Raw genomic sequence first — 21,557 nt, 5'->3', positions numbered from 1 at the left:
GGCCGCCCCCTCAGAACAATCCGGTCTGGTTGAAGCGCTTGGCCAGCCAGTTGGCCCCGAAGATCAACGCGACGCCGACGACCGCCTTGAACAGGCCGACCGCCGTGCTGTAGCTGTAGGCGCCCTGGGTGATGCCGACGAAGTAGACGTAGGTGTCGAACACGTCGGCGACGGACCGGTTGAGCGCGTTGGACATCAGGTAGATCTGCTCGAATCCGGTGTTCAGCACCTGGCCGATCTGCAGGATCAGCATCACCATCACCGTCGACATGATCGACGGCAGCGTGATGTGCCAGGCCCGGCGGAACCGCCCCGCCCCGTCGATGGTCGCGGCCTCGTACTGTTCCGTGTCGACCGTTGCCAGGGCCGCCAGGAAGATGATCGTGCCCCAGCCGCTGTTCTTCCACAGCTCCTGCAGCACGATGATCGGCCGGAACCACCCCGGATCGGCGAGGAAGTCGACCTGGCTGCCGAGCACCCCGTTGATCAGATGGAACAGCGGTCCGGCGTCCAACGCGAACAGCAGATAGGTCAGAGACGCGACGATCGTCCAGGACAGGAAATGCGGGATGTAGACCAGCGTCTGCACCGCCCGCTTGTAGATCGAGATCCGGACCTCGTTCAACAGCAGCGCGATGATGATCGGCACCGGGAAGGCGATCAAGAGGTTGAGTGCGGCCAAGATCAGCGTGTTCACCAGCAGCCGGCCGAAGTCGGGATTGCTGAAGAAGTCGGTGAAGTTGCGGCTGCCGACCCACTCGCTGCCGTTGATCCCGAGGAACGGCACGTAGTCCTTGAAGGCGATCACCGCGCCGTACATCGGGGTGTAACGGAAGATCAGGAAGTACGCGACGCCGGGGATCAGCAGCAGGTAGAGATACCGGAACTGGATCAACCGGGTCAGCGCACTGCGCCGCCGCGGACCCCGCTCCCGGCCATCCGGTCGGGAACGGGTCGCGACGACATCCTGCACCTGCACCATGCCGCGAGTTACTTGTTCTCGTTGTAGAGCGCGTTGGTCTCGTCGATGATCTGAGTGCCACCGCTGCTCTGCCAGAGCTTGATCGCCTCCCGAAGGCCCTGCTCATCGATCTGGCCGGCGATGTACTTGATCCGGGCGTCGGCGATGATGTTGTCCAGTTGGGCGCCCTTGCTCACGTACGTGTCGGAGACGTACGGTGCGGCCGGGTTGTAGACCGCACTCTTCAGATCCTCTTTCCAGATCGCCAATCGCTTGTCCAGCAGGGATTGCTGAGCTTCGCTCGGCTGCTTCTGTTCGTAGACCCGCGGCCCGTTCACGTTCATCCGGAGCTGCACGTAGGTCTTGGTCGCCCGCAGGATCAGATCGTTCTCCGGCGTCTCGGCGGCCGGCACGGCGTAGCCGTCCTCGACGGTGAAGCTCTGGCCCTCGATGCCGTTGGACATGGCCACCTCGGCCTCGCGGCTGTTCAGCTTGTCCAGGACGCCGAGGATCTCCTTCAGCTGCTCCTCGGTCCGTACCCGCGCCTTGGGAATCGCGACGAAGCCGGCATAGCCCTGGGTCGGGTAGGCATGCAGAGTGCCGTCCGGACCGGTCAGCTGGCCGGTGACGTCGACGTAGGAGTCGAGATCCTTGGCGTCCTTCTCGGCGAACAGATCGAGGATCTGATTGCCGCGGTCGAGGACGTCGATGATGATCCCCGCCTTGCCGTTGTAGAACGGCTGGTTCCAGGTGGTCGAATCCATCGTCGCGAAGTCGGCGTTCATCAAGCCCTCCGACGCCAGCTTCCGGACGAAGGTGTCGGCCTGGATGAACTCCTCGGTCATGAAGCTCGGGATCAGCTTCCCGTCCCGCTCGGTCCACTTGTTGCCGGCGCCGAACCAGGTCTCCAGCACGTCGTACGGGCTGTCGGTGCCGATCGCGCCGGGCCACTTCGGGATCAGCAGGCCGGTGGTGTCGGCCTTGCCGTTGCCGTCCGGATCCTGCTCGGTGAACGCCTTGGCCAGCGCGTAGAGATCATCGGTGGTCTTCGGCGGCTCGAGGCCGAGCTTGTCCAGCCAGTCCTTGCGGATGATCACGCCGTGCCGGATCGGATCCCGGCCGCGGTAGATGCCGAAGATCTTCCCGTTGACGCTGGACGCCAGCTGCACGTCCGGGTTGTCCGAGACCAGGTTGGGATAGTCCTTGAGCTTGTCGGTCAGGTCCCAGAAGGCACCCGCCTGGGCGTTCTTGATGAAGCCCGCCGTCTTGACCTTGAAGATCATCAGGTCCGGTACGTCGTCGCCGGCGAGGGTGATGTTGGTCCGGTCCTCGTAGGAGGAATCGGGCGCCCAGTTGACCTGGAGCTTCTTGCCCATGATCACTTCCAGGCGTTTGTGCACCGGGTTTTCGGCCGGCGGCGCCTCCGGCACCAGCAGCGGCGCCATGATGGTCACCGTGTCCGAGCTGCCGCCCGCCTCCGGGCCGCCACAGGCGGCCAGCCCGCCGGCCAGGACGGCCGCCAGCAGGCCCGCGACGATCTTGGAACGACGCATGACTTCTCCTTCGAATGTCTTGCCGGCCTCCCGGGCCGGGTCGTGCGAATGCTCAGTGCTGGACGCTGTCCGCACCTGCTCGGGCCGCGACGCGATCGTCGTTCGCGGCGAAGAATCGCTGGCAGAGATAGGAATCAACGGTGATCCACAAACCGAAGCTGATGAAGATCAACAGCCCCGGGATCAGGTAGCTGGCGAAGCCGACGGCGAGCAGGATGAAGATCAGCAGGATCGACCCGGGCAGGTTGACCAGGACGAACTTGGACGCGACCGGAAGATAGCCGCGCAGAGGCAGGTCGTAGTGCGCGTACAACGGGGGCAGCACGGCCACGATCGCGGCGTACCCGGCGGCGGCACAGCCGACCAGGACCGTCATCGGCGCATTGCCGGTGTCGCCGGCGAATCGCCAGTTCCAGGCGAGCAGCAGGCCGACCGCGATCAGCGGCAGGCCGAGCGCGTTGCCCGGCACGAAGGCACGTCGGTAGGCCGCCCAGGCCGACCGGAGCACCGCAACGTCCTCGCCGCGGTGATGCCGGCGGCTGATCGTCGCCGCGGCAAGGGTCGCCGGGCCGACACCGAAGACCACACCGCCGAGCAGCGCGAGCAGGATCCAGACCGCGTTGACCTTCGCGATCCAGAGCACCTCCTCGCAGGCCCGGACAGCCTTCGTGGCCATCGTTGCCATGGACGTGCCTCCGTGTGAGACGTTTCAATTCCCCGAAACAGAAAGTCGGAAAACGCTTCCTGATTGTCCCTAACTTTCGCACCGTTTCGCCACCGGTGCAAGCTTTCCGCACCACGAAACCGCTCCCCGCGGTACACCCTCCGGGTCACACCGGGCCGGCACCGGAAAGCAGCCGCGTCAGTTGCAGTCATCCGCGGCAGATGCAACTGCCGCGGATGACTGGAACTGACGCGTTTGGTGGAATGGCCTCGGCCATCGGGAGGCCGGGAGTTACTCGCAGGCGACCCCGTCGCCGTCGCGATCGAGATGAGAGTCGTATCCGGGGTCGCCGGCATACAGCGGGGTGACTCCGGCGGCCCGGGCGGCCGAACAATTGCGGTAGTAGACGGACTGATCGGGATCGTCTTCGTCCTCGGCAGCGTCCTCGTCGCCGGCTGAGCCGTCATCGTAGATCTCCGGCTCTTCGGTGACCGTCACGGTCACCCGTGGCTTCGGTGCCGCCGAGACCGTACGCGTCGACTTGATCGTCTTGGTGACTTCGATCGTCGCGGGCGGCTCCGTCACGGTCGCAGTCGCCGACGCAGTCGCCAGGGTCGTCTTCTCCATGGTGACGGTCGTCGTCGGCGCCGGCCCCGGCACGGCGGCCAGCGGTCCGGTGCTGGGTCTGCGGAAACATGATCATCATCCCAAGCAGGCGGCGGCCGCCATTCCGGTGTCGGTGGCGTCGGCCAACCGGGCGGTGGATTGAAGCGCGCAGCAGTCACAAGTCCCCAACTCAGACGTTGCCGTGTAGTCCGCCGGAAGAGTTCCGCAGCGGCTTCGATCAGTGTGCGCCCGGCCGGCGCAGGCGGTTGTCGATCATGGAAAGCGTGACCGACTCGTGATCGACGCCGACGTCAGAGGTCGCCGCTGCGGATGAGCTCGGCCAAGGTTTGCGAGCAGCGGAGGAAGGCCTTGCGGTCGGCTAGCGGGAGGGCCGTCAGCAGCTGTTCCTCGGCCTGCTGGATCTCGGTCTGGGCTCGGTCGCGGGTGCGGCGGCCCTTGGTGGTGATCGCGACCAGGCGGACCCGGCGGTCGTCGGGATCGGGGTTGCGGGTGATCATGCCGCGGTCCTGCAGTTCGTCCAGGTCGGCGATGATCCGGGTCTTGTCGGCGCCGATCATCTCGGCCAGGGCGGCCTGGGTCCGTACCGGCTCGTCACCGAGCGCCAGCAGCACCACGTAGCCCCACATGCTCAGGCCGGCGGCGTCGAGGATCGGTTGCTCCAGCGCCATCAGCCGACGACCGATGGGGACCAGCATGGCCGCGAGGTCGGGCCGCGAACTCTTTGCCATGTTCTGACGATACCGCTGGACAGATGATATGCGACTGCATATGATCTATTCATGCCTACCGATACTTCGATTGTCCAGCACCATGCGACCGCGTCCCGACAGATCATCGACATCGCCCGCCAGGCCACTCCGGAGCAGCTGAACCGGTCGACGCCCTGTGGGGATTGGGATCTGCGCCAGCTGTTCGATCATCTGACCACCGAGAATCTCGGCTTTGCCGCCGCCGCGCAGGGGCACGGTTCGGATCCCGATGTCTGGGTCGGTGACCTGGAACGCGCTGACCCGGTGGCCGACTACGTCCGCGCCACCGAGGCGCTGGTCGTGACCTTCGCCGAGCCCGACGTGCTCGATCGATCGTTCGCACTGCCCGTGCTGACCAAGGACCGGGAGTTCGCCGGCTCGCAGGCGGTCATGATGCACCTGGTCGACACTGTCGTCCACGCGTGGGATCTGGCCCGGGCCCTTGACCTGCCCATCACGTTCGACGCCGAGATCACCCAACCGGTGCTGGCGATGTCGGAGCAGATCCCGGACGATGAGTCCCGGACCGGCCCCGGCGCCTTCTTCGGACCGGCCGTGGCCCAGCCCGCCGACGGGACCGAGCTGGACCGGATCGTCGCCCTGCTGGGCCGCTCCCCCACCTGGCCCAACTGAACCCGAGCGGGTCTGACAGGCTGGGCCGGTGACCCGGTTGATCTCCGTCATCGGCAGCCCCGGCGTCGGCAAGTCCACGCTGTCCCGGGCACTGGTCGAGCGGTACGCGACGGACGGGTTCGTTGTTGATCACTTCGCCGAGGAGCAGATTCTCACCCGACCTGCCTTCGCAGACGTTGCGGCGGAGTTCGACGGCGGCGCCGGATCGGTCCGGCCCGAGACTCTGGTCGAGGCGACCCGGGGCTACCTGCGGCAGGCCGAGCGTGACGGCGTCGACTTGTTGATCACCGACGCCCTGCTCCCGTTCATCCCGTCGCTCTGGGCCTGGGGACACGACGAGGACGAGATCACCGAGATCGTGCTGGAGCTGGCTCGGGCCGCCCAGCCGACCGAGGTGATCATCATCGTGTTGATCGACGATCCGCTGACCACGCTGCTCCGGGCCGCCGAACGGGAGAGCCCCGAATGGCTCGCCTGGTACATCGGCAAGCTGCACGCTGCCCCCGGCACGACTCACGTCGTCGATCTGGAGACCGCCGCCGAACACCTTCGGCAGGAGGTGGAGCTGACCCGCCGAGTGCTCCGTCGGTCCGGCTGGCCGGTGATCGAGCTCGACGCCGCCGATCGAAGTCCCGCCGACCTGGCCTCGATCGCCCACGCCCGACTCGCTGAAACCTGACCTCCCGCCGACTTGTCAGAACTGAGTTGTGCCAGAGGGCTACTCAGTTCTGACAACTCGGGGTGCGGGGTGCGTAGCATGCTGCTGTGATGCCCGATGACGAGCGACTCACCGCCCGGGAGTTCCGGCAGGCCACGGGAGTTGAGGACTGGCGGGTGCTGGCGGACGGCGCGGAGGCCTGGTTCGACACCTCCTCCCACACCGCGGGCGCGGCCCTGATCCATCGGATCATCGAGTTGACCGGGGCCGAGGAGCGCCGGCCCGAGTTGGATCTGCGGGCCACCGGAGTGCGGGTACGCATCGGCGCCGGTGATCCGGACGGCTTGGTGCCCGCCGACCTCGACACGGCGCGCGTGATCTCGGCCGCGGCTCGGGATCTCGCGTTGACGGCCGACCCGTCGGCGCTGCAATCGTTCCGGGTCGCGTTCGCGGCGCAGGATCCGGAGCCGATTCTGACCTTCTGGCGGGACGTGCTCGGCTACCGGCCCGACGGCGCCGACGGGTTGGTGGACCCGCTGCGGCGGGACCCGGCAGTCTGTTGCCGGCAGGTGGACGAGCCCCGGCCGCTGCGCAATCGGTTCCATCTCGATGTGGCCCGGCCGCATCCGATCGTGCTCGACACGTTGGCGACGATCAAGGCGGCCGGAGCCCGGGAGGCGTTCGTCGGCGACTACTACGGCACGATCGCCGATGCCGACGGCAACGAGGTCGACCTCATCCCGCTGGCTCCGGGCGGTGATCGACTGAGCGGCGAGCAGCTGGGTGGCGACGGATCGGATTGGGGTCCCGAGACGGCCGACTGGCGGATCCTGTTCGGCGCGATGATCTTCTATCCGGTCGCGGCGCCGCTGCGGGCCGCCGAACTGGCCGGCACCGTGGCCCGGATCGCCGACGGCGCGGGCCTGCCGCTGCTGATCGATCTGCGGCCCGACGGAGTCATGATCGACACCGCCAAGGACCAGTGGGAGGACGTACGCTTCGCCGAGCTGGCTCCGAAGGTGCAGGCAGCGGCTCGCGGCATGTCACTGACCGCGGATCAGACTCCGCTGCGCTTCGTCCAGGTCGGCATCGACGCCGTCGACGTGCCGGTGGTCCGGGCCTTCTGGTGCGCCGCGCTCGGCTACGAGCTCGACCCGCGGCCGTTCGTCACCGATCTCTACGATCCGCGCCGGCTGAATCCGCCGGTCTTCTTCCAGCTGATCACCGAGCCGGCCGAGGAACGGCTCCGGCAACGGAACCGGACCCGGATCGAGCTCAGCCTGCCCGGTGATCAGGTTGCGACGCGGGTCGAGTCGGCCCTGGCCGCCGGTGGACGGGTTCGCGATGAGGAAGCGGTGGACGGACGGTGGTTGATCGCCGACCCGGAGGGCAATGAGGTGTTGATCATCGCTGGGTGACCGGAGCGGCTCGATCCGGTCTGCCCTTCGACAAGCTCAGGGAACGACCGAGCCGACTGCGGTCTCGACAGGCTCAGGGAACGAGCTTGTCAGTTGGCGAGGGTGACGGAGACGGGACCGGAGCCGGTGAGGGTCCAGGCCGTGTCGTCTTCGAAGCCGCCGTTCTTCAGGCCGAGTCCGATGGTCTTCAGGTTGTCGATCTTGTAGTCGAGGACGTCCAGGTGGAAGACCGAGCTGGAGCCGGAGCACAGCCGGTATTCGATCTTGACCGAGCTCTTGCCCTGGACGAAGTCGGTGATGTCGATCGGCCCCTGATGATCGGATCCCTGGAGGTAGAACCAGGGCCAGGCGTCGCCCAGGTCACGGTTCCAGATGTTGACGCCGTCGATCAGCAACTGCTTGTAGTACTTGCCATGGATGCCGGCCACCGGATCGGTATGCCAGAAGTCGATCTCGTAGCGCGGCGAGCCGGCGTCGACCTGCATCACCTGAGCGGCCGAGGCACAGGTGTTCGGCGCCACGGTCACCCCGCGGGGGACGGTGAAGCTCAGCCGGCCGTTGCCGGTCATCGCGCGGTTCGCCGGGCTGATCTCCAGCCCGGGGAAGGAAGGCTCGGCCAGCGGGGTGTGCCCGACGTCGCGGAGTTCGGCGAACCCCTTGCTGATCGCGTTGAAGATCTTGGCCGGGCGGGCCGGTGAGTAGATGTCGATGAGCGAGTGCAGCTGGGTGGCGTTGCGGCTCATCGTCCAGCCGGTGGGCTGCTCGAAGCCGCCGTTGGTGATCGTCAGGCCCTCGCCGGACACGGCGTCGAACCGGGTGTCGTTGGGCGAGAAGGTGACACCCTTCTGGTGGAAGAGCCGGAAGGTGATCTCGGCCGACGTCTTGCCCGCCAGCGCGCTGGTGACATCGACCGTCTGGTCGTGCCACACCTCCTCGGTGTCGGCCGCGAAATCCTGGCTCCAGACGACCTGCCCGTCCACCAGCAACTGCTTGAGCTGGAAGCCGGGATCGCCGCCCTCCTGATAGTCGGTGTGCTTGAAGCTGATCTTCTTCGTTGCCGCGCCGGCGTCGACCTCGACCCGCTGCGTCGCTGCCGTGAACTGACCCGGCGCCGTGGGCACGTTGTTGCTGATCGAGAAGCTCAGGCTGCCCATCCCGCTGTGCGCCCGGTAGTCGGTGCCCGGCTGCTGGGTCAGCGCATCCAACGGCGCGCCGTAGGCCATGACGCCCTGCAGCCGTCCATCCATCAGGTACGGCTCCACGCGGGAGAGCACGTCGGCCACATAGCGCTCGTTCGGATGGACGATGCCGTCGAGGAACCGGCCGAAGTAGCCGAGCAGCACGAGCTCCTGGCCCACCGGCTTGGTCACCGAAAGAACTTGATCAAGACCCGCCTCGACCTGGCTGGAGTCGATCGTCGACCCGTAGACGAAGTAGACGTAGATCACGCCGTCGACCGAGTCCTTGATCCGTTCCATCGAGTGCGGAGTGATCTCGCCCGGATAGAGCGTGACGTACCACTTGAGCTCGGGATTGATCGCGTGCTGCGCGTTCTCGATCTTGGCCAGATACGCATCGGTGAACAGGGCCTGGTTGACCGGGCCGCTGAGGAAGTCGTCGATCGCCCAGGACTTCACGTTCGGGTGCTTGATCGACAACTTCGCGATCTCCTCGCCCCACCGGACGAAGTCCAGTTCGAACGGGCGGGAGCAGCGACCGGCCACGTGCGGCTTGGGGTTGAGGAAGCACTCCGACGGCGGGACCAGGTAGACCATGACGTCGATCCCGGCCGCCTCGGCGGCGGGCGCGAACTCGTTCACCAGGTCGTCCCAGTCGTGCACGCCCTCCCAGATGTCGTAGGTGAACATCGTGACGTTCAGCTGCTTCAGCCGGTCGATCATCGCCGGAGTGTCGACATGCCGGTAGCCGTCGGCCCGCGGCTGCTCCTCGCGGATCGTGGCCGCGACCGTGTTGCCACCGTTCTTGGCGGTGAGGAACACGTCGTCGGGGATGGCGGCAGCGGCCGGAAGGGCACCCAGCCCCGTGATCAGGCCCAGACCGGCGATCAGGCTCAGCACCGCGGAGAGACCCAGCAGACAGCGCGATAGTCGTCGCACGTTGACTCCTATCTTCGGTATATCGAAGATTATCTCGACACCTGGAGCGTAACGCTGTTATGCGCGGCGTGGCAAGGGCCCGGACGCATCGCGATCGAACGATCCCGGGCCGGCGCCTCGGGGTGACCGAGTCAGCCGGCGCGGCGACCCGGTTGGGGAATGGCGTCCAGTAGGCGGCGGGTGTAGTCGTCCTGCGGATGGTTGATCACGTCCCGCGCCTCGCCGGACTCGACCAGCCGCCCCGCACTCAGCACCAGCACCCGGTCGGCCAGCAGGCGCGCGCTGAGCAGGTCGTGGGTGATGTAGAGGATGCCGACTCCCTGATCATCGACCAGGGCCTTCAGCAGGGCCAGGATCTCGGCCCGGATGGACACGTCCAGGCTGGCGATCGGCTCGTCGGCGATGATCAACTTGGGTCGGGAGGCCAGCGCCCGGGCGATCACCACCCGTTGTCGCTGACCGCCGGAGAGCTCGTACGGGAAGCGATTGAGAAATCCCTGGCCCGGAGTCAGGCCGACCGATTCCAGCAGCTCGACGACCCGCTCGGTGATCGCCGCGCCGCGGAGCCGGTCGAAGTTGCGGACCGGTCGGCTGATGTAGTAGCCGACGGTTCGGGCCGGGTTCAGCGCCGCGTACGGATCCTGGAACACGTACTGCACGTCCCGCCGGAACCGGGCCAGCTCCGCGCCGCGCAGCCTGGTCACCGGCTGCTCGCCGGAGTCACCGTGGAAGATCACCGACCCGGCCGTCGGCCGTTCCGCCCCGGTGATCAACTTGGCCAGGGTGCTCTTGCCGCTGCCGCTCGCGCCGACCAGCGCGGTGACCTCGCCCGCTCGCAGCTCGAAGCCGACTCCGTCGACCGCATCGACCGTGGTCGCGCGCAGACCCGTGCGGCGCCGGAATCGCTTGCCCGCGTCCCGGACGTCGATGATCACCCCGGCTCGGCCGTCCGGCCCGGCCGACTCCTGGCCGGGGGCCTCGAAGGTGCGCAGGTAGGACGCCAGCAGGTCGTGGGCGTACGGATGCCGCGGGCCGGCCAACAGCTCCTCCGGGGTGGCCTGCTCCACCATCGCGCCGTCCTGCATGATCATGATCCGGTCGGCAGTCTCCAGCACCGTGCCCAGATCGTGCGAGATGAACAGCACGGTGAAGCCCTGGCTGCGTTGCAGTTCCCGGATGTTGTCCAGGATGGTCCGCTGCACCAGGACGTCCAAGCCGGTGGTCGGCTCGTCCAGCAGGACCAACCGCGGCTCCAGCACGAGGGCCAGGGCCAGGTTGACCCGCTGCCGCATTCCGCCGGACAGCTCGTGCGGGAAGGCCCGGAGGAAGCGTGGGTCGATCTGCACCAGCTCCATCGCCTCGTGCGAACGCTTCCTGATCTTGGTGGAGTCCCAGCGCGTGTGCGCGGCCATCACGTCGTCGAAGGTGCGCTGGACCCGGACCACCGGATTGAGGCAGTTCATGCTGGACTGGAACACCGTGGAGAGATCGCGCCAACGGGTGTCCCGGAGTTGATCATCGTCCAATGCGAGCAGGTCTTGCCCGGCGAATCCGACTGTGCCGGTGATCACCCGGGCCGGCGGCTGCAGCAGCCGGAGCAGGGTCAGCCCGAGGGTCGACTTCCCGGAGCCGGACTCCCCGACCAGACCGACGAACTCACCGTCGCCGAGGTCGAACGAGACATCGTCGACGGCGGTCATCGCCGGGTGCAGCCGGGGCTCGTACCGGACGGTGAGGTCGCGGACCTCCAGCAGGGACTCGGTCATCTCAGCCCTCCCGCAGCTGCGGATTACTCAACAGGTCGACGCCGAAGTTGATGAACGTCAGCGCGGTGATCAACACCGCGAGCGCCAGGCCCGGCACCATCAGCCAGAGCCAGAACCCTTGCACCAAGGCGCCGCTGGCGTTGGCCAACTGGAGCATCTGACCCCAACTGACCGAGATCGGATCACCGAAGCCGAGGAAGGAGAGCCCGGCCTCGGCCGCGATCGCGCCGGAGGCGGCGCCGATGAAGCCGGAGACCACCAGCGAGGTCATGTTGGGCATGATCTCGGCGAAGACGATCCGCAGCGGCCGGTCGCCGGAGTAGCGCGCGGCGGTGACGAACTCGCGGCTGCGCAGGCTGATGATCTGCGCCCGCTTCGCCCGGGCGGCGCCGGCCCAGCTGGTGATCCCGATGACGAAGACCATCAGGCCGAGGCCGCGCACCTCGCTGTAGGCGATGATCACCATCATCAGCGGCAGCACCGGGACGACCAGGGCCAGGTTGGTGAAGAACGACAGCACGTTGTCCACCACGGTGCCCTCGGCGTAGCCGGAGATCAGGCCGATCACCACGGCGACCACGGTCGCGAAGGCGCCGCCGAGCAGCCCGACCAGCAGCGACAACCGGGTTCCGTAGATGAACTGGGAGAAGATGTCGTAGCCCTGCGAGGTGGTGCCCATCGGATGGGTCGGCCCGGGCGCCAGCAGCGGCGCGAACGATCCGTCCTGCGGATCGTACGGGGCGATCAGCGGCGCCGCGATCGCCATCAGCACGAACAGTCCGACCCCGACCAGGCCGATCCGCGCCTTGCCGCTGGACCAGATGATCTGCCACCAGCGCGGCGGTCGTGCCGGGGCCGGGCGGTCGTCGGGTTGGGGCGAGGTGGCCGGCGCGTCGACCGGCCGGGCGCCGGCACCGAGTGCGGAGGATTCCGGAGTGGTCATCTCAGGCCGCCTTTCGGGCGCGCGGATCGAGCACGCCGTAGAGCAGATCGGCGGCGAGGTTGGCGATCAGCACCGCCATGATCATGAAGAGCAGCACCGCCTGCATCAACGGGAAGTCCCGGTTGGCCGTGGCCTCGGCCAGCAGCCGGCCCATGCCGGGGTAGTCGTACAGGTCCTCGATCAACACCGAGCCTCCGATCAGTGCGCCGAGGGAGATCGCGAAGCTGGTGATGCTCGGCAACAGGGCGTTGCGGGCTCCGTAGGACAGCGCGACGGTGCGATCGGAGAGCCCCTGCGCCTGGGCCAGCCGGATGTAGTCCTCGCCCAGGGTCTGCACCATGGTGTTGCGCATCCCGAGGATGAAGCCGATCGGGGCGGTGATCAACAAGGTCAGCGCCGGCAGGAAGGCATGGGCGATCACATCGGCCACGAACAACGGGTTCCAGCCCGGCGAGGTGTAGCCGCCGTACCCGCCGGCGGTCGGGAACCAGCCGAGCTGGTAGGCGAAGAGCAGCAAGATCAACAACCCGATCCAGAACGACTGCAGGTTGCCGACGAAGGTCGACCCGATGGACACGATCGAGTCGAATGCACTGTTCCGGCGCCACGCGGCGAAGGCGCCGAGCAGGACACCGACCACGAAGGCGATGATCTGGGTGACGCCGATCAGGCCGATCGTCCAGGGCAGCGCGTTGCCGATCACCTCGACCACCGGGAACGGATAGTAGGTGAACGAGACGCCGAGATGGCCCTGGGCCAGCTCAGTCAGATAGTGCCAGTACTGGGTCCACAGGTTTCCCTCCGGAGATCCCAGCATCGCCCGCACCGCGGTGACCTGATTCTGATCAAGCTCCATGTTGCCGGTCTTGCTGGTCAGCCGACGGACCATCACCTCGGCCGGATCACCCGGCTGCATCCGGGGGATCAGGAAGTTGAGCGTGATCGCCGCCCACACCGTCAGGAGGAAGTAGCCGATCTTGCTGAGGTAGTACTTCATCAGCCGACGGCCCGGTCACTGCTTCGCTTTGAGGTGGGTCAGCACGAAGAGCGGCGCGTCGACGGGATAGGGCTCGGCCTCGGTCGGCCAGCCGGTGATGTCGGCGTTGCGGTAGACGAGGCGGGACGGAGCGTAGTTCATCGCGATCACCGGGAACTCGGTCATGAAGATGTCGACCAGGGCGTCGGAGCCCTTCTTGATCTCGGCCGGGTCGGTCGTCGCCTCCATCGCGGCGACGATCTTGTCGACCTCGTCGCTGCGGAAGCGGGAGACGTTGTTCTTGAACGTCTTCCCGTCCGAGATCTGGTTGGAGACCAGCCGGGTGCCCCACTCCCGGGAGCGGATGCAGCCGCCGCCGATGTATTCGAGCACGAAGTCGAAGTCGCCGGACTTCTTCTGTTCGTCCACCGCGTTCGGATCGGTGGTGACCGTCTTGACCCCGATCCCGATCGCCTGCCAGTTGCGGACGACCGTGTCGACGATCGCCAGGTAGTCGACCCAGCCGGCCTGGACGCTGAACACGAGCTTCAACGGCTTGCCCGAAGGGTCGGTCCGTTTCCCGTCCGGCCCCTTGCGGTAGCCGGCCTCGTCCAGCAACTGCTCGGCCCGGGCCGGATCGAAGGGAATGGTGCCGCCGGACTCCTGATACTGGGCCGGCAGCTCGGCCGCCTGCATCGGCAGCTTGAGCATGGTCTGGCTGGCCGGCTTCATCACCCCGTAGGTCGCCTTGAGGGTGGCCTCGTCCCGATTGATCGCGTACGCCAGCGCCTCCCGGAACACCGGATCGTTCATCGGCGCCCGCTCGTTGTTCGGGGCGACGACGGTGGTCCCGGCCGGCGAGTAGAAGAAGTCGGTGACGCCCTCCTGTCGTACCGACACGGCCGGATTGGGAATGTCGCCGGTGAACCAGTCGAGCTCACCGGACCGCAGCTTCAGGGCGGCGGTGTTCGGGTCCTGGAACACGCCCTCCAACACCAGCTTGTTGACCTTGATCAACTCCGCCTGCCAGTAGTCCGGGTTGCGGACAAGGGTCAGCCGGCGGCCGTTGTAGGAGTCGACCACGAACGGGCCGGTGCCCACCGGCTTGTCGTCGACATACTTGGTGACGTCGCCGACCGAACCGTAGAGATGCTTCGGCAGGATCTTCATCTCGTAGACGATGCCGTCCAGCTTGTTCGGTGCCGGGGCGTCGAAGGTGATCACCACCGAGTTGCCCTCGGCCGCCACCGCCGTCGCCGCACCACCCAGGGCATCGGTCCAGATCCCGGCGGTGTCGGCGGCCGGATACTTCTTCGCCGCCTGGATGGTGAACACCACGTCCTCCACCGTCAACGGCTTGCCGTCGCTCCACTTCACGCCTTCCCGGAGCTGGAGCACCAGGGTCTGCGGATCGCGCCACTCGTAGCCGGTGGCCAGCCAGGGCATCATCTCGCAGGTGTAGCTGTTTCTGATCATCAACGGCTCGTAGAGCCAGGTCCGGGTCAGCGCCGAGGGCGAGAAGGGGTTGTACGTGACCAGCCCCTGCACCTTGCCGTCGCTCTCCGCCGGCAAGATCAACTGGTCGATCATCGCGGTCTCCGCGGCCGGCGCCTGCTCCTTGCCGATGTTGGCACAGCCGGCGCCGATCACCAGCAGGACGGCGGCGATGGTGGCGAGTATCTTTTTCATGATCGTTTTCTCTTCCCCGTTGGGACGGCTCCGCAGGACTCGCGGATGATCGCTTCGGTGGGCAGGATGCGGGGCTGCTGCGGCGCCGCGCCCTCGGCCCGGGCCTGCAACAGTTCGGCGGCCGCCCGGCCCATCTCGCGCACCGGTTGCCGGACCGTGGTCAACCCGGGCACCACGTAGCGAGCGGCGGAGACGTCGTCCCAGCCGACGACGGCCAGCTGATCCGGCAGCACGACACCGCGACGACGCAGGCCGTCCATGATCGCCAACGCCAGCTCGTCGTTGGCGCAGACCAGGCCGTCGATGGTGGCCAGCCGGCGGTGGATCCGGTCCACCACCGACGCACCGCCCTCCTCGGTCTGCGGCACCCGCAGCGTCGCCTTGCGGGGCCTGAGGCCGGCCTCCCGATGTGCCTCGACGAAGCCCCGGTAGCGATCGCGGACGTCGGTCGAGCCGTCCGGGTCGCCGACGTAGATCAACTTTGTCCGGCCGAGGGAGATCAGGTGTCGGGTGATCGCCGCTCCGCTGCCCGCGTTCTCGCTGCCGACGAGATCGCAGCCGGGGATCGGATCGCGACCGACCGCGACCACCGGCAGCCGCGCGCCGAGCTCGGCCAGTGACTGGGCCGGGGCGCTGAAGTGCGCCACCAGGACACCGTCCACCCGGCCGCGCAGCTCCGCCAGATCCTGCAGCGGATCCTTCCGCGGGCCGGCGACCATCAGCAGCACGCTCTGCCCGTAACCGGTCGCCGCCTCCTCGAAACCCATGATCAACTCGGAGTAGTACGGCCCGGTCAGGGCGCCGATCACCAGCGCGTACGCGTGATGCCGGCGGCTGGCCAGGCTGCGGGCCGAGTTCTGCGGCACGTAGTTGAGGTCGCGGACCGCCGCCAACACCTTGTCCCGCGCGGTGTCGGAGACCGGGCTCTGCCCGCTGAGCACCCGGGACACGGTGGCAATGGAGACGCCGGCCTGCTCGGCCACCGAATAGATCGTGACCGGTCCGGAGGCCGCCGGTGGATGGTCCATTGCTTCACCACCTCACTGTGGCCGTCGTCACTGTAAGCGCTTACAAGGTAACCCGGAGCCGCTGCCCCTGGCAACCCCGTCTCCCGTTTGTTCGTTCCCTGAGCTTGTCGAAGGGCAAGCCCGTTGTCGCTGTTCGCCGGTGCACTACGGGATCTTCGAGCCTGCCCTTCGACAGGCTCAGGGAACGATGAAGCGCGTCAGCTGGTGGTCAGCCAGGGCCCGATCGGATGGCGGGGCAGGCCGGAGCGCGGGTCGTCGAGGATGGCTCGGGTTTGTGCCGCGTACTCCCGGCTCGCCCGCCATCCTTGCTCCGGCGGCTGCAGGCCTTCGGCCAGTTTCGGCGTCAACGCGTCCAGGGCGTCATGCAGCGACGTGATCACCGCCGCGCCGTAGCGATCACGCCAGGACCCTTCGACCGCGGCCACCCGGTCGGTGAAGGCGACCTGCTCGGCCAGACCGTCCGGGGTCAGGGTGACGGCCTTGCCCCGTCCCACCGCGACCGGTCCGCTGGTGATCAGCCCGGCCCGGGTCAGCGCACCGAGCGCCGGCGTCACCGGTCGGCCGGTGATGCCGGTCCGTCGCGGTAGCTCCCCGATCGGGGTCGGGTCGGCGCTCAGCGCGGGCAGGAAGTTGGCGGCGATCCGCATCGGCACCGGCGAATCCGCGTCGACCTCGCTCGCGAAGGCCTGCAGCACGGCCGCCAGCCGGTCGGGCAGCGACTCCGCGCGGGACTCGATGATCATCGCCAGCGACGTGTCGAGGTCTGTCATCGCGGCCGGGCCGAACCGTTCGGCCCACCGATCCCCCATCGAGGCGATGACCGACGGCCAGAGATCCCTGGCCCGGCGGCCGACCGGGGTCGGGATGAGCACCGAACCGGGCCGCAGCCGGCGGCCGCTGCCGTAGCCGTCCTGGCGCGGGCGCCGAGGCTGCGTGTCGGCGTCCAGCCGCACCTCGACATACCCCCAGCGCTCGATGCCACCGATCGCCGGAAACAGCTCCCGTCGCGGCCGGCCGGTCTGCTCGAGCAGCACCGCAATCGGCGTCCTCTCGTCGGCGACCGGCCGGATCAGCGGCCAGAACTCAACCGGCAGCTTGAAGCCGGCGAAACCGGATCGGCGCAGCCGCAGCTCGAACTCGTTGTCCAGCTCGATCCGGTACGCGATCAGGGCCTGCGCCAGCAGCGTCGGCAGGGCCTGGTCGGTGGTCACCCGCTCATCGTAGAAGCCGGCACCGACACCCTGGCCGGGAACGACAACGGTCCCGGGCACCCTGTGCGGGGCCCGGGACCGGAGGTGTTGTCGTACGGTCAGCCGGCGACGACCGTGACCGGCAGGTGCGCGGTCACCGCCTCGTGCAGCTTGACCCCGACGGTGTGGCTGCCGAGATTCTTGATCGGCTTGGCGATGTCGATCGACCGCTTGTCCAGCGAGGGACCACCGGACTTCTTGATCGCACCGACCAGGTCGGCCGCCGTGATCGCGCCGAACAGCTTGCCGGTGTCGCCGGCCTTCCGCTCGAGCTGGACCGTCAGGCCCTCGATCTGGGAGCGGACCTCCTGGGCGTGGTCGAGGCCACGGATCTCCCGGGCGTCCCGGCTCCGCTTGATCCCCTCGATCTGCTTCTCGCCACCCTTGGTCCAACGGATCGCGAAGTGACGCGGGATCAGGAAGTTGCGGCCGTAGCCGTCCTTCACGTCGACGATGTCACCGGCGATGCCGAGGTTGTCCACGGCGGCGGTCAGAATGAGCTTCATGATTGGTCAGCCTTTCCGACTCAACGCGCCGTCGAGGCGTACGGCAGCAGGGCCACCTCGCGGGCGTTCTTGATCGCGATCGCCACCATGCGCTGCTCCTGGACACTGAGTCCGGTCACCCGCCGGGCGCGGATCTTGCCACGCTCGGAGATGAACTTGCGCAGGGTGTTGACGTCCTTGTAGTCGATGTTCTGGCCGGCCTTCAGCGGGTTCGACTTCTTCTTCGGCTTGCGCTGAACAGGCGGTGTGTTGGCCATTGTGGTGCTCTCCTTCTCTGAGCCCGGCCCGGGCCTGTCTCCCCGGCCGGAATGTGCCTATGGATGGATGGTGCTGGTGATCAGACGGGTCTGATCAGAACGAGCGGATCAGAACGGGGGCTCGTCACCCTGCGGAGTCGACCACGGGTCGGCCCCACCGGACTGGTTGTTGTTGCCGCCGCCCCGCGCTCCGGCCGGCGCGCCGGACGCCCACGGATCCTCGCCGCCGCCGGTGTTGCCACCGCCGCCGCCGTAACCCCCGCCACCGCCGCCGCCCTGGCGACCTCCGCCGCCCTGGCCGCTCGGGTTCCGGGTGATCTTGGCCGATGCGTACCGCAGGGCCGGGCCGATCTCGTCCACGTCGATCTCGAAGACGGTGCGCCGCTCACCCTCGCGGGTCTCGTAACTCCGTGACTTCAGCCGGCCCTGGACGATGACCCGCATGCCCTTCTGCAGCGACTCGGCGACGTTTTCCGCGGCCTGCCGCCAGACAGCGCAGTTGAGGAACATCGCCTCGCCGTCTTTCCAATCGCCGGTCTGCCGGTCGAAGGTGCGCGGGGTCGACGCGACGGTGAAGTTGGCCACCGCCGCACCCGAGGGGGTGAAGCGAAGTTCCGGGTCGGCGGTGAGGTTGCCGACGAGCGTGATCTGGGTTTCGCCTGCCATCGTTGGTCTCCGTCAAGCTAGTGCGGTCTGCGGTAGGTCACCAGGGTGCCAGCATCGACTGACATCGACACCCCGGTGGCCGCAAATCTGTGGACAAGTCCCCCGCGCCACGGCCCTCGTGTGAAACGGGGCCGTCAGTGCAGTTCGGGTCGGATGACCTTCGTCCGCATGATCGACTCGTTGATCGAGAACTGACGGCTCAGTTCCTTCACATCGTCCGGGGCAGCGGTCACGTCGATCACCGCGTAGATCCCCTCGGACTTCTTCCGGATCTCGTACGCCAGCCGACGACGACCCCAGACGTCCAGGTTCTCGACGCTGCCGCCACCGTTCGTGATGATCTTCAGGTACTGCTCGAGCGTCGACTGGACGGACCGCTCTTCGGTGTCAGGGTCGAGAATGACCATGATTTCGTACTTACGCATGCGCGAACTCCACCTCCTCTGGTCTCTGCGGCCACGGGACGTCCCCGTGGCAGGAGGGCGAATGCTGTCGGCCCAGGTGGGCCGACGTCGCAGAATACCCGGCCGCCCCCAGCCGGCGCCAATCGTGACCCGGCCGGTCAGGCCGGCTCGGCGTCCAGGAAGGTGGTGACGGCGTCCAACACCATGGCGGTCCGGGACAGGCCGTTGAAATGGGTCGTGCCGGGGAAGACGACGAGCTGGGACGGCGGCACGCCGGTGAAGTCGCCGTTCACGTCGCCGCCGCGCAGTTGCTGGAACCGGACCACGTGCTCCAGCTTGACCGCGTCGCAGTCGCCGAAGGTGAGCAGCGTCGGCGCGGTGATGGAGCGGATGTCGTCCTCGCTCCAGCCGTCACCGCCGATGTCGTAACCACCGAGCTTGTCCAGCAGCGTCTGCAGATGATCATGATCCGGGTGCGGCGACTTGGCCAGATAATCGGCCTCCATCGGCGTTCCGGCGATCATCTCGACCTTCATCTCACCGACCGCGCCGGTGTTTTCGACCCGGTCGCCGTCGGGATGGAACGAGACCGACGAGATGACCGCCTTGCGGACCAACTCCGGGTGCCTGATCGCCAGGTGCAGCGCGACCGCGCCGCCGACACTGAATCCGAACAGGTCCACCTGGGCCAGCTCCAGGTGCTGCAGCAGCCCGACCACGTCGGAGGCCAGGTCGGCGGTGCCCAGCGGGCGGCCGTCGACGTCGTTGGTGCGACCGTGCGCCTGGAAATCCGTGGCGATCACCTGCCGGCCCTCGGACAACCCCGGCAGCAGCGGCCCGAACTGTAGGTCGATGTTGAACAGCCCACCGTGCAGCAACAGCAGCGGCGTGCCACCTTCGCCGTGGACCTCGTAATACATCCGCAGCCCGTTGACCTCGGCGTAGCCGGTCTGCATCCAAGCACCTCCTCGTGCGACAGTCCCCGGAGCGTAGTACGCGCTCCAGGTGGCCGACAATCACCGACGCGAATGCTGCAGGCCGACGACAACCACCGCGCGAACGCTGCGGGCCGGCGCGACTGCTGCAGCGGTCGCGGCAGCCGATTACGGTCGCGGCCGCCGATTACGGTCGCGGCCGCCGGTTGCGTCGCGGCGGCAGTTCCGGCGCGCGACGGTCCGCGGAGCGCGGGAACGCGCTCGGGGCCAACGACAACCTCCGCGCGAACGGTACAAGCCGACGCGAGCATTGCAGCAGTCGCGACGACCGATTGCGGTCGCGGCCGCAGTTCCTGCATGCGAACGCTCCCTGGAGCAAGGGACGCGCTCGCGGCCGAGGAAATTCTCCGCGCGAACGGTACAAGCCGACGCGACCATTGCAGCAGTCGCGGCGACCGATTGCGGTCGGGGCGGCCCAATGTTGCGTCGCGGCGGCGGGGGTCGGCCAGCGACGGTCCCGGAGGAAAGGACCCGGCCCGGGGCCGACGACAATCACCGCGCGAACGGAGCGAGCCGACGCGACCGTTGCAGCGATCGCGTGGGCCGATTGCGGTCGCGGCGGCGGGGTCAGCGGGCGGCGCGGGCGAAGGCGCGGTGCAGCCGGCCGGCGATCACGGCGGGACGGGCGAGGTCGGCCCAGATCCAGCGGACCACCTGCCAGCCGAGGTCGCGCAGGGCATCCTCGCGAAGCTTCTCGGCGACGATCACGTCCGAGCTCGTCTCGCCGGGCTTGAGCAGTCGGCCGTACTTGATCAGGCCGTCGAACTCGGCCACGGTCCGGTGCTCTTCCCAGGCGTAGTCGCAGCGGCCCACCAGCTCGCCGGCGCGGTCGAACACCTCGTACTGCAACGTCGGTGCCGGCAGTCCCTGGTCGGCCAGCACCACCCGGCTCTCCGACTCGCCAGGACTCTCGCTCCGAGCGTCGGCGAACGCGATCGCCCGACGCGCTCGGCCGATCCCCGGATGTCCCCGGAACAGATGCAGCACCGGCTCGGTCGCGGCGTCCGTCAGGCCGGCCGCCCAGGCGGCATCGGCCATGGCCACCGCGCGACGGGCGGGCAACATCCGGGCGACGTCGACCACGGTTCGAGCCAGCGACGTCACCGGGCGCCCGTCGATCTCGGTCCGGTCGGCGGCCTCCAGCGGCACGACGTGAAGATGTACGCCGCCGCGGAGGTAGCCGCCGTCGCGTCCGGCCCGGCTGAGATGCACCACCTTCGGCAGGTCCCGGTACAGCGGCAGGCCGTGCAACGCCGCCGCCGACAAGTGACTGACCACCAGGTCCGCCTGGCTCTGGCGCAGGGTCGCGTCGATCAATCGGCGATGCCGGGTGCGGTGATTACCGCTGTCGTCCCAGGCGTAGGCCCCGCGGCGGATCCGGGTCAACTCCCGTCCCCGGATCAGCCGCGCGATCTCGTCATGCCCATACCCGCGATCGGTCAATTGCCGCGCGATCACCACATCACTCATGTCCCGCACCCCAGCACCGGAGAGCCGTCAACGCCACCCAAGACCACCAAATCTGTGGATAAGTCGGCAACGCGATTCCAGCCGCGACCCCTATCGGCCCGCGCGACCCCGGTAACAGTCGCGCGAGCCGATAAGAGTCGCGCCGCCGATCGGCCCCGCGACGAGGCAGGCAAGAGGTGCACGCGCGACCGATATCTGCCGACGCGACCACTACAGCCGTCGCGCCA

22 protein-coding genes are annotated in these 21,557 nt (G+C 67.8%); 4 read left to right on the top strand and 18 right to left on the bottom strand.

Going from position 1 to position 21,557, the window contains the following annotated elements; all coding sequences use genetic code 11:
* Positions 1-10 precede the first annotated feature (10 nt).
* From FNH24_RS04140 to FNH24_RS04125, 4 genes are all read right to left on the bottom strand, one after another.
* Positions 11-982: an ABC transporter permease gene (locus FNH24_RS04140; RefSeq protein ID WP_152360886.1), complete on the bottom strand. Its 972-nt coding sequence runs from the start codon at positions 980-982 to the stop codon at positions 11-13.
* An 8-nt stretch (positions 983-990) separates the two neighbouring features.
* Positions 991-2,514 (bottom strand): extracellular solute-binding protein, encoded by a 1,524-nt coding sequence (locus FNH24_RS04135; RefSeq protein ID WP_152360885.1) that lies wholly within the window; start codon positions 2,512-2,514, stop codon positions 991-993.
* 52 nt (positions 2,515-2,566) lie between these two features.
* Positions 2,567-3,190, bottom strand: coding sequence for a YesL family protein (locus tag FNH24_RS04130; protein WP_161605981.1), 624 nt, complete (start codon positions 3,188-3,190; stop codon positions 2,567-2,569).
* A 279-nt stretch (positions 3,191-3,469) separates the two neighbouring features.
* Positions 3,470-3,805, bottom strand: coding sequence for an excalibur calcium-binding domain-containing protein (locus FNH24_RS04125; RefSeq protein WP_152360883.1), 336 nt, complete (start codon positions 3,803-3,805; stop codon positions 3,470-3,472).
* Between FNH24_RS04125 and FNH24_RS31340 the strand changes: the two genes are divergently transcribed.
* On the top strand, positions 3,804-3,947 hold the full coding sequence (locus tag FNH24_RS31340) for a hypothetical protein (RefSeq protein WP_161605980.1): 144 nt from the start codon (positions 3,804-3,806) through the stop codon (positions 3,945-3,947). The genes FNH24_RS04125 and FNH24_RS31340 overlap by 2 nt on opposite strands.
* Positions 3,948-4,095: 148 nt before the next feature.
* Here the strand turns inward: FNH24_RS31340 and FNH24_RS04120 are convergent, their stop codons facing one another.
* A complete protein-coding gene (locus FNH24_RS04120) occupies positions 4,096-4,533 on the bottom strand; it encodes a MarR family winged helix-turn-helix transcriptional regulator (RefSeq protein ID WP_152360882.1) in 438 nt (145 codons plus the stop codon).
* Positions 4,534-4,584: 51 nt separating this feature from the next.
* Between FNH24_RS04120 and FNH24_RS04115 the strand changes: the two genes are divergently transcribed.
* From FNH24_RS04115 to FNH24_RS04105, 3 genes are all read left to right on the top strand, one after another.
* Complete coding sequence (locus FNH24_RS04115) at positions 4,585-5,187, top strand: TIGR03086 family metal-binding protein (protein WP_152360881.1); 603 nt, start codon at positions 4,585-4,587, stop codon at positions 5,185-5,187.
* Positions 5,188-5,215: 28 nt separating this feature from the next.
* Positions 5,216-5,866 (top strand): P-loop NTPase family protein, encoded by a 651-nt coding sequence (locus FNH24_RS04110; RefSeq protein ID WP_152360880.1) that lies wholly within the window; start codon positions 5,216-5,218, stop codon positions 5,864-5,866.
* Between the two features lie 89 nt (positions 5,867-5,955).
* Complete coding sequence (locus FNH24_RS04105) at positions 5,956-7,263, top strand: VOC family protein (RefSeq protein ID WP_152360879.1); 1,308 nt, start codon at positions 5,956-5,958, stop codon at positions 7,261-7,263.
* 89 nt (positions 7,264-7,352) lie between these two features.
* On the opposite strand, the gene FNH24_RS04100 is transcribed toward FNH24_RS04105, so the two are convergent.
* The 13 genes from FNH24_RS04100 to FNH24_RS04040 form a co-directional block, all read right to left on the bottom strand.
* Positions 7,353-9,380, bottom strand: a complete 2,028-nt coding sequence (locus FNH24_RS04100; RefSeq protein ID WP_152360878.1) for a hypothetical protein — start codon at positions 9,378-9,380, stop codon at positions 7,353-7,355.
* 131 nt (positions 9,381-9,511) lie between these two features.
* Positions 9,512-11,146 carry an ABC transporter ATP-binding protein gene (locus FNH24_RS04095; RefSeq protein ID WP_152360877.1) on the bottom strand — a complete coding sequence of 545 codons (1,635 nt, stop codon included), beginning with the start codon at positions 11,144-11,146 and terminating at the stop codon, positions 9,512-9,514.
* Between the two features lies 1 nt (position 11,147).
* Positions 11,148-12,089, bottom strand: a complete 942-nt coding sequence (locus FNH24_RS04090) for an ABC transporter permease (protein WP_152360876.1) — start codon at positions 12,087-12,089, stop codon at positions 11,148-11,150.
* Position 12,090: 1 nt separating this feature from the next.
* On the bottom strand, positions 12,091-13,086 hold the full coding sequence (locus FNH24_RS04085) for an ABC transporter permease (RefSeq protein WP_152360875.1): 996 nt from the start codon (positions 13,084-13,086) through the stop codon (positions 12,091-12,093).
* Between the two features lie 15 nt (positions 13,087-13,101).
* A complete protein-coding gene (locus FNH24_RS04080) occupies positions 13,102-14,754 on the bottom strand; it encodes an ABC transporter substrate-binding protein (RefSeq protein ID WP_152360874.1) in 1,653 nt (550 codons plus the stop codon).
* Entirely contained in the window at positions 14,751-15,782 is a 1,032-nt protein-coding gene (locus FNH24_RS04075; RefSeq protein WP_152360873.1) for a LacI family DNA-binding transcriptional regulator, read from the bottom strand. Before FNH24_RS04075 ends, FNH24_RS04080 begins: the two co-directional genes overlap by 4 nt.
* A gap of 197 nt (positions 15,783-15,979) precedes the next feature.
* Positions 15,980-16,993 carry a hypothetical protein gene (locus FNH24_RS04070; protein ID WP_152360872.1) on the bottom strand — a complete coding sequence of 338 codons (1,014 nt, stop codon included), beginning with the start codon at positions 16,991-16,993 and terminating at the stop codon, positions 15,980-15,982.
* 98 nt (positions 16,994-17,091) lie between these two features.
* On the bottom strand, positions 17,092-17,538 hold the full coding sequence (gene rplI, locus FNH24_RS04065) for a 50S ribosomal protein L9 (RefSeq protein WP_152360871.1): 447 nt from the start codon (positions 17,536-17,538) through the stop codon (positions 17,092-17,094).
* 20 nt (positions 17,539-17,558) lie between these two features.
* Positions 17,559-17,795: a 30S ribosomal protein S18 gene (gene rpsR / locus FNH24_RS04060; RefSeq protein ID WP_152360870.1), complete on the bottom strand. Its 237-nt coding sequence runs from the start codon at positions 17,793-17,795 to the stop codon at positions 17,559-17,561.
* A gap of 108 nt (positions 17,796-17,903) precedes the next feature.
* Entirely contained in the window at positions 17,904-18,461 is a 558-nt protein-coding gene (locus tag FNH24_RS04055; protein ID WP_152360869.1) for a single-stranded DNA-binding protein, read from the bottom strand.
* A 134-nt stretch (positions 18,462-18,595) separates the two neighbouring features.
* Positions 18,596-18,886, bottom strand: a complete 291-nt coding sequence (rpsF, locus tag FNH24_RS04050; RefSeq protein WP_152360868.1) for a 30S ribosomal protein S6 — start codon at positions 18,884-18,886, stop codon at positions 18,596-18,598.
* Positions 18,887-19,023: 137 nt separating this feature from the next.
* Positions 19,024-19,821: an alpha/beta fold hydrolase gene (locus tag FNH24_RS04045; RefSeq protein WP_152360867.1), complete on the bottom strand. Its 798-nt coding sequence runs from the start codon at positions 19,819-19,821 to the stop codon at positions 19,024-19,026.
* Between the two features lie 606 nt (positions 19,822-20,427).
* Positions 20,428-21,330, bottom strand: a complete 903-nt coding sequence (locus FNH24_RS04040; RefSeq protein ID WP_152360866.1) for a hypothetical protein — start codon at positions 21,328-21,330, stop codon at positions 20,428-20,430.
* Positions 21,331-21,557: the final 227 nt, after the last annotated feature.

Origin of the sequence: Microlunatus speluncae (assembly GCF_009299835.1) — a bacterium.
GTDB lineage: Bacteria > Actinomycetota > Actinomycetes > Propionibacteriales > Propionibacteriaceae > Microlunatus > Microlunatus speluncae.
This window is presented reverse-complemented; position numbering and strand designations above follow the sequence as displayed.

Bases quoted from the DNA above. Each gene is read 5' to 3' on its own strand.
- FNH24_RS04140 (WP_152360886.1), bottom strand. From the start codon at position 982: ATGGTGCAGGTGCAGGATGTCGTCGCGACCCGTTCCCGACCGGATGGC.
- FNH24_RS04135 (WP_152360885.1), bottom strand. From the start codon at position 2,514: ATGCGTCGTTCCAAGATCGTCGCGGGCCTGCTGGCGGCCGTCCTGGCC.
- FNH24_RS04130 (WP_161605981.1), bottom strand. From the start codon at position 3,190: ATGGCCACGAAGGCTGTCCGGGCCTGCGAGGAGGTGCTCTGGATCGCG.
- FNH24_RS31340 (WP_161605980.1), top strand. From the start codon at position 3,804: ATGGTGACGGTCGTCGTCGGCGCCGGCCCCGGCACGGCGGCCAGCGGT.
- FNH24_RS04125 (WP_152360883.1), bottom strand. From the start codon at position 3,805: ATGGAGAAGACGACCCTGGCGACTGCGTCGGCGACTGCGACCGTGACG.
- FNH24_RS04120 (WP_152360882.1), bottom strand. From the start codon at position 4,533: ATGGCAAAGAGTTCGCGGCCCGACCTCGCGGCCATGCTGGTCCCCATC.
- FNH24_RS04115 (WP_152360881.1), top strand. From the start codon at position 4,585: ATGCCTACCGATACTTCGATTGTCCAGCACCATGCGACCGCGTCCCGA.
- FNH24_RS04105 (WP_152360879.1), top strand. From the start codon at position 5,956: ATGCCCGATGACGAGCGACTCACCGCCCGGGAGTTCCGGCAGGCCACG.
- FNH24_RS04095 (WP_152360877.1), bottom strand. From the start codon at position 11,146: ATGACCGAGTCCCTGCTGGAGGTCCGCGACCTCACCGTCCGGTACGAG.
- FNH24_RS04090 (WP_152360876.1), bottom strand. From the start codon at position 12,089: ATGACCACTCCGGAATCCTCCGCACTCGGTGCCGGCGCCCGGCCGGTC.
- FNH24_RS04085 (WP_152360875.1), bottom strand. From the start codon at position 13,086: ATGAAGTACTACCTCAGCAAGATCGGCTACTTCCTCCTGACGGTGTGG.
- FNH24_RS04080 (WP_152360874.1), bottom strand. From the start codon at position 14,754: ATGAAAAAGATACTCGCCACCATCGCCGCCGTCCTGCTGGTGATCGGC.
- FNH24_RS04075 (WP_152360873.1), bottom strand. From the start codon at position 15,782: ATGGACCATCCACCGGCGGCCTCCGGACCGGTCACGATCTATTCGGTG.
- rplI (WP_152360871.1), bottom strand. From the start codon at position 17,538: ATGAAGCTCATTCTGACCGCCGCCGTGGACAACCTCGGCATCGCCGGT.
- rpsR (WP_152360870.1), bottom strand. From the start codon at position 17,795: ATGGCCAACACACCGCCTGTTCAGCGCAAGCCGAAGAAGAAGTCGAAC.
- FNH24_RS04055 (WP_152360869.1), bottom strand. From the start codon at position 18,461: ATGGCAGGCGAAACCCAGATCACGCTCGTCGGCAACCTCACCGCCGAC.
- rpsF (WP_152360868.1), bottom strand. From the start codon at position 18,886: ATGCGTAAGTACGAAATCATGGTCATTCTCGACCCTGACACCGAAGAG.
- FNH24_RS04045 (WP_152360867.1), bottom strand. From the start codon at position 19,821: ATGCAGACCGGCTACGCCGAGGTCAACGGGCTGCGGATGTATTACGAG.
- FNH24_RS04040 (WP_152360866.1), bottom strand. From the start codon at position 21,330: ATGAGTGATGTGGTGATCGCGCGGCAATTGACCGATCGCGGGTATGGG.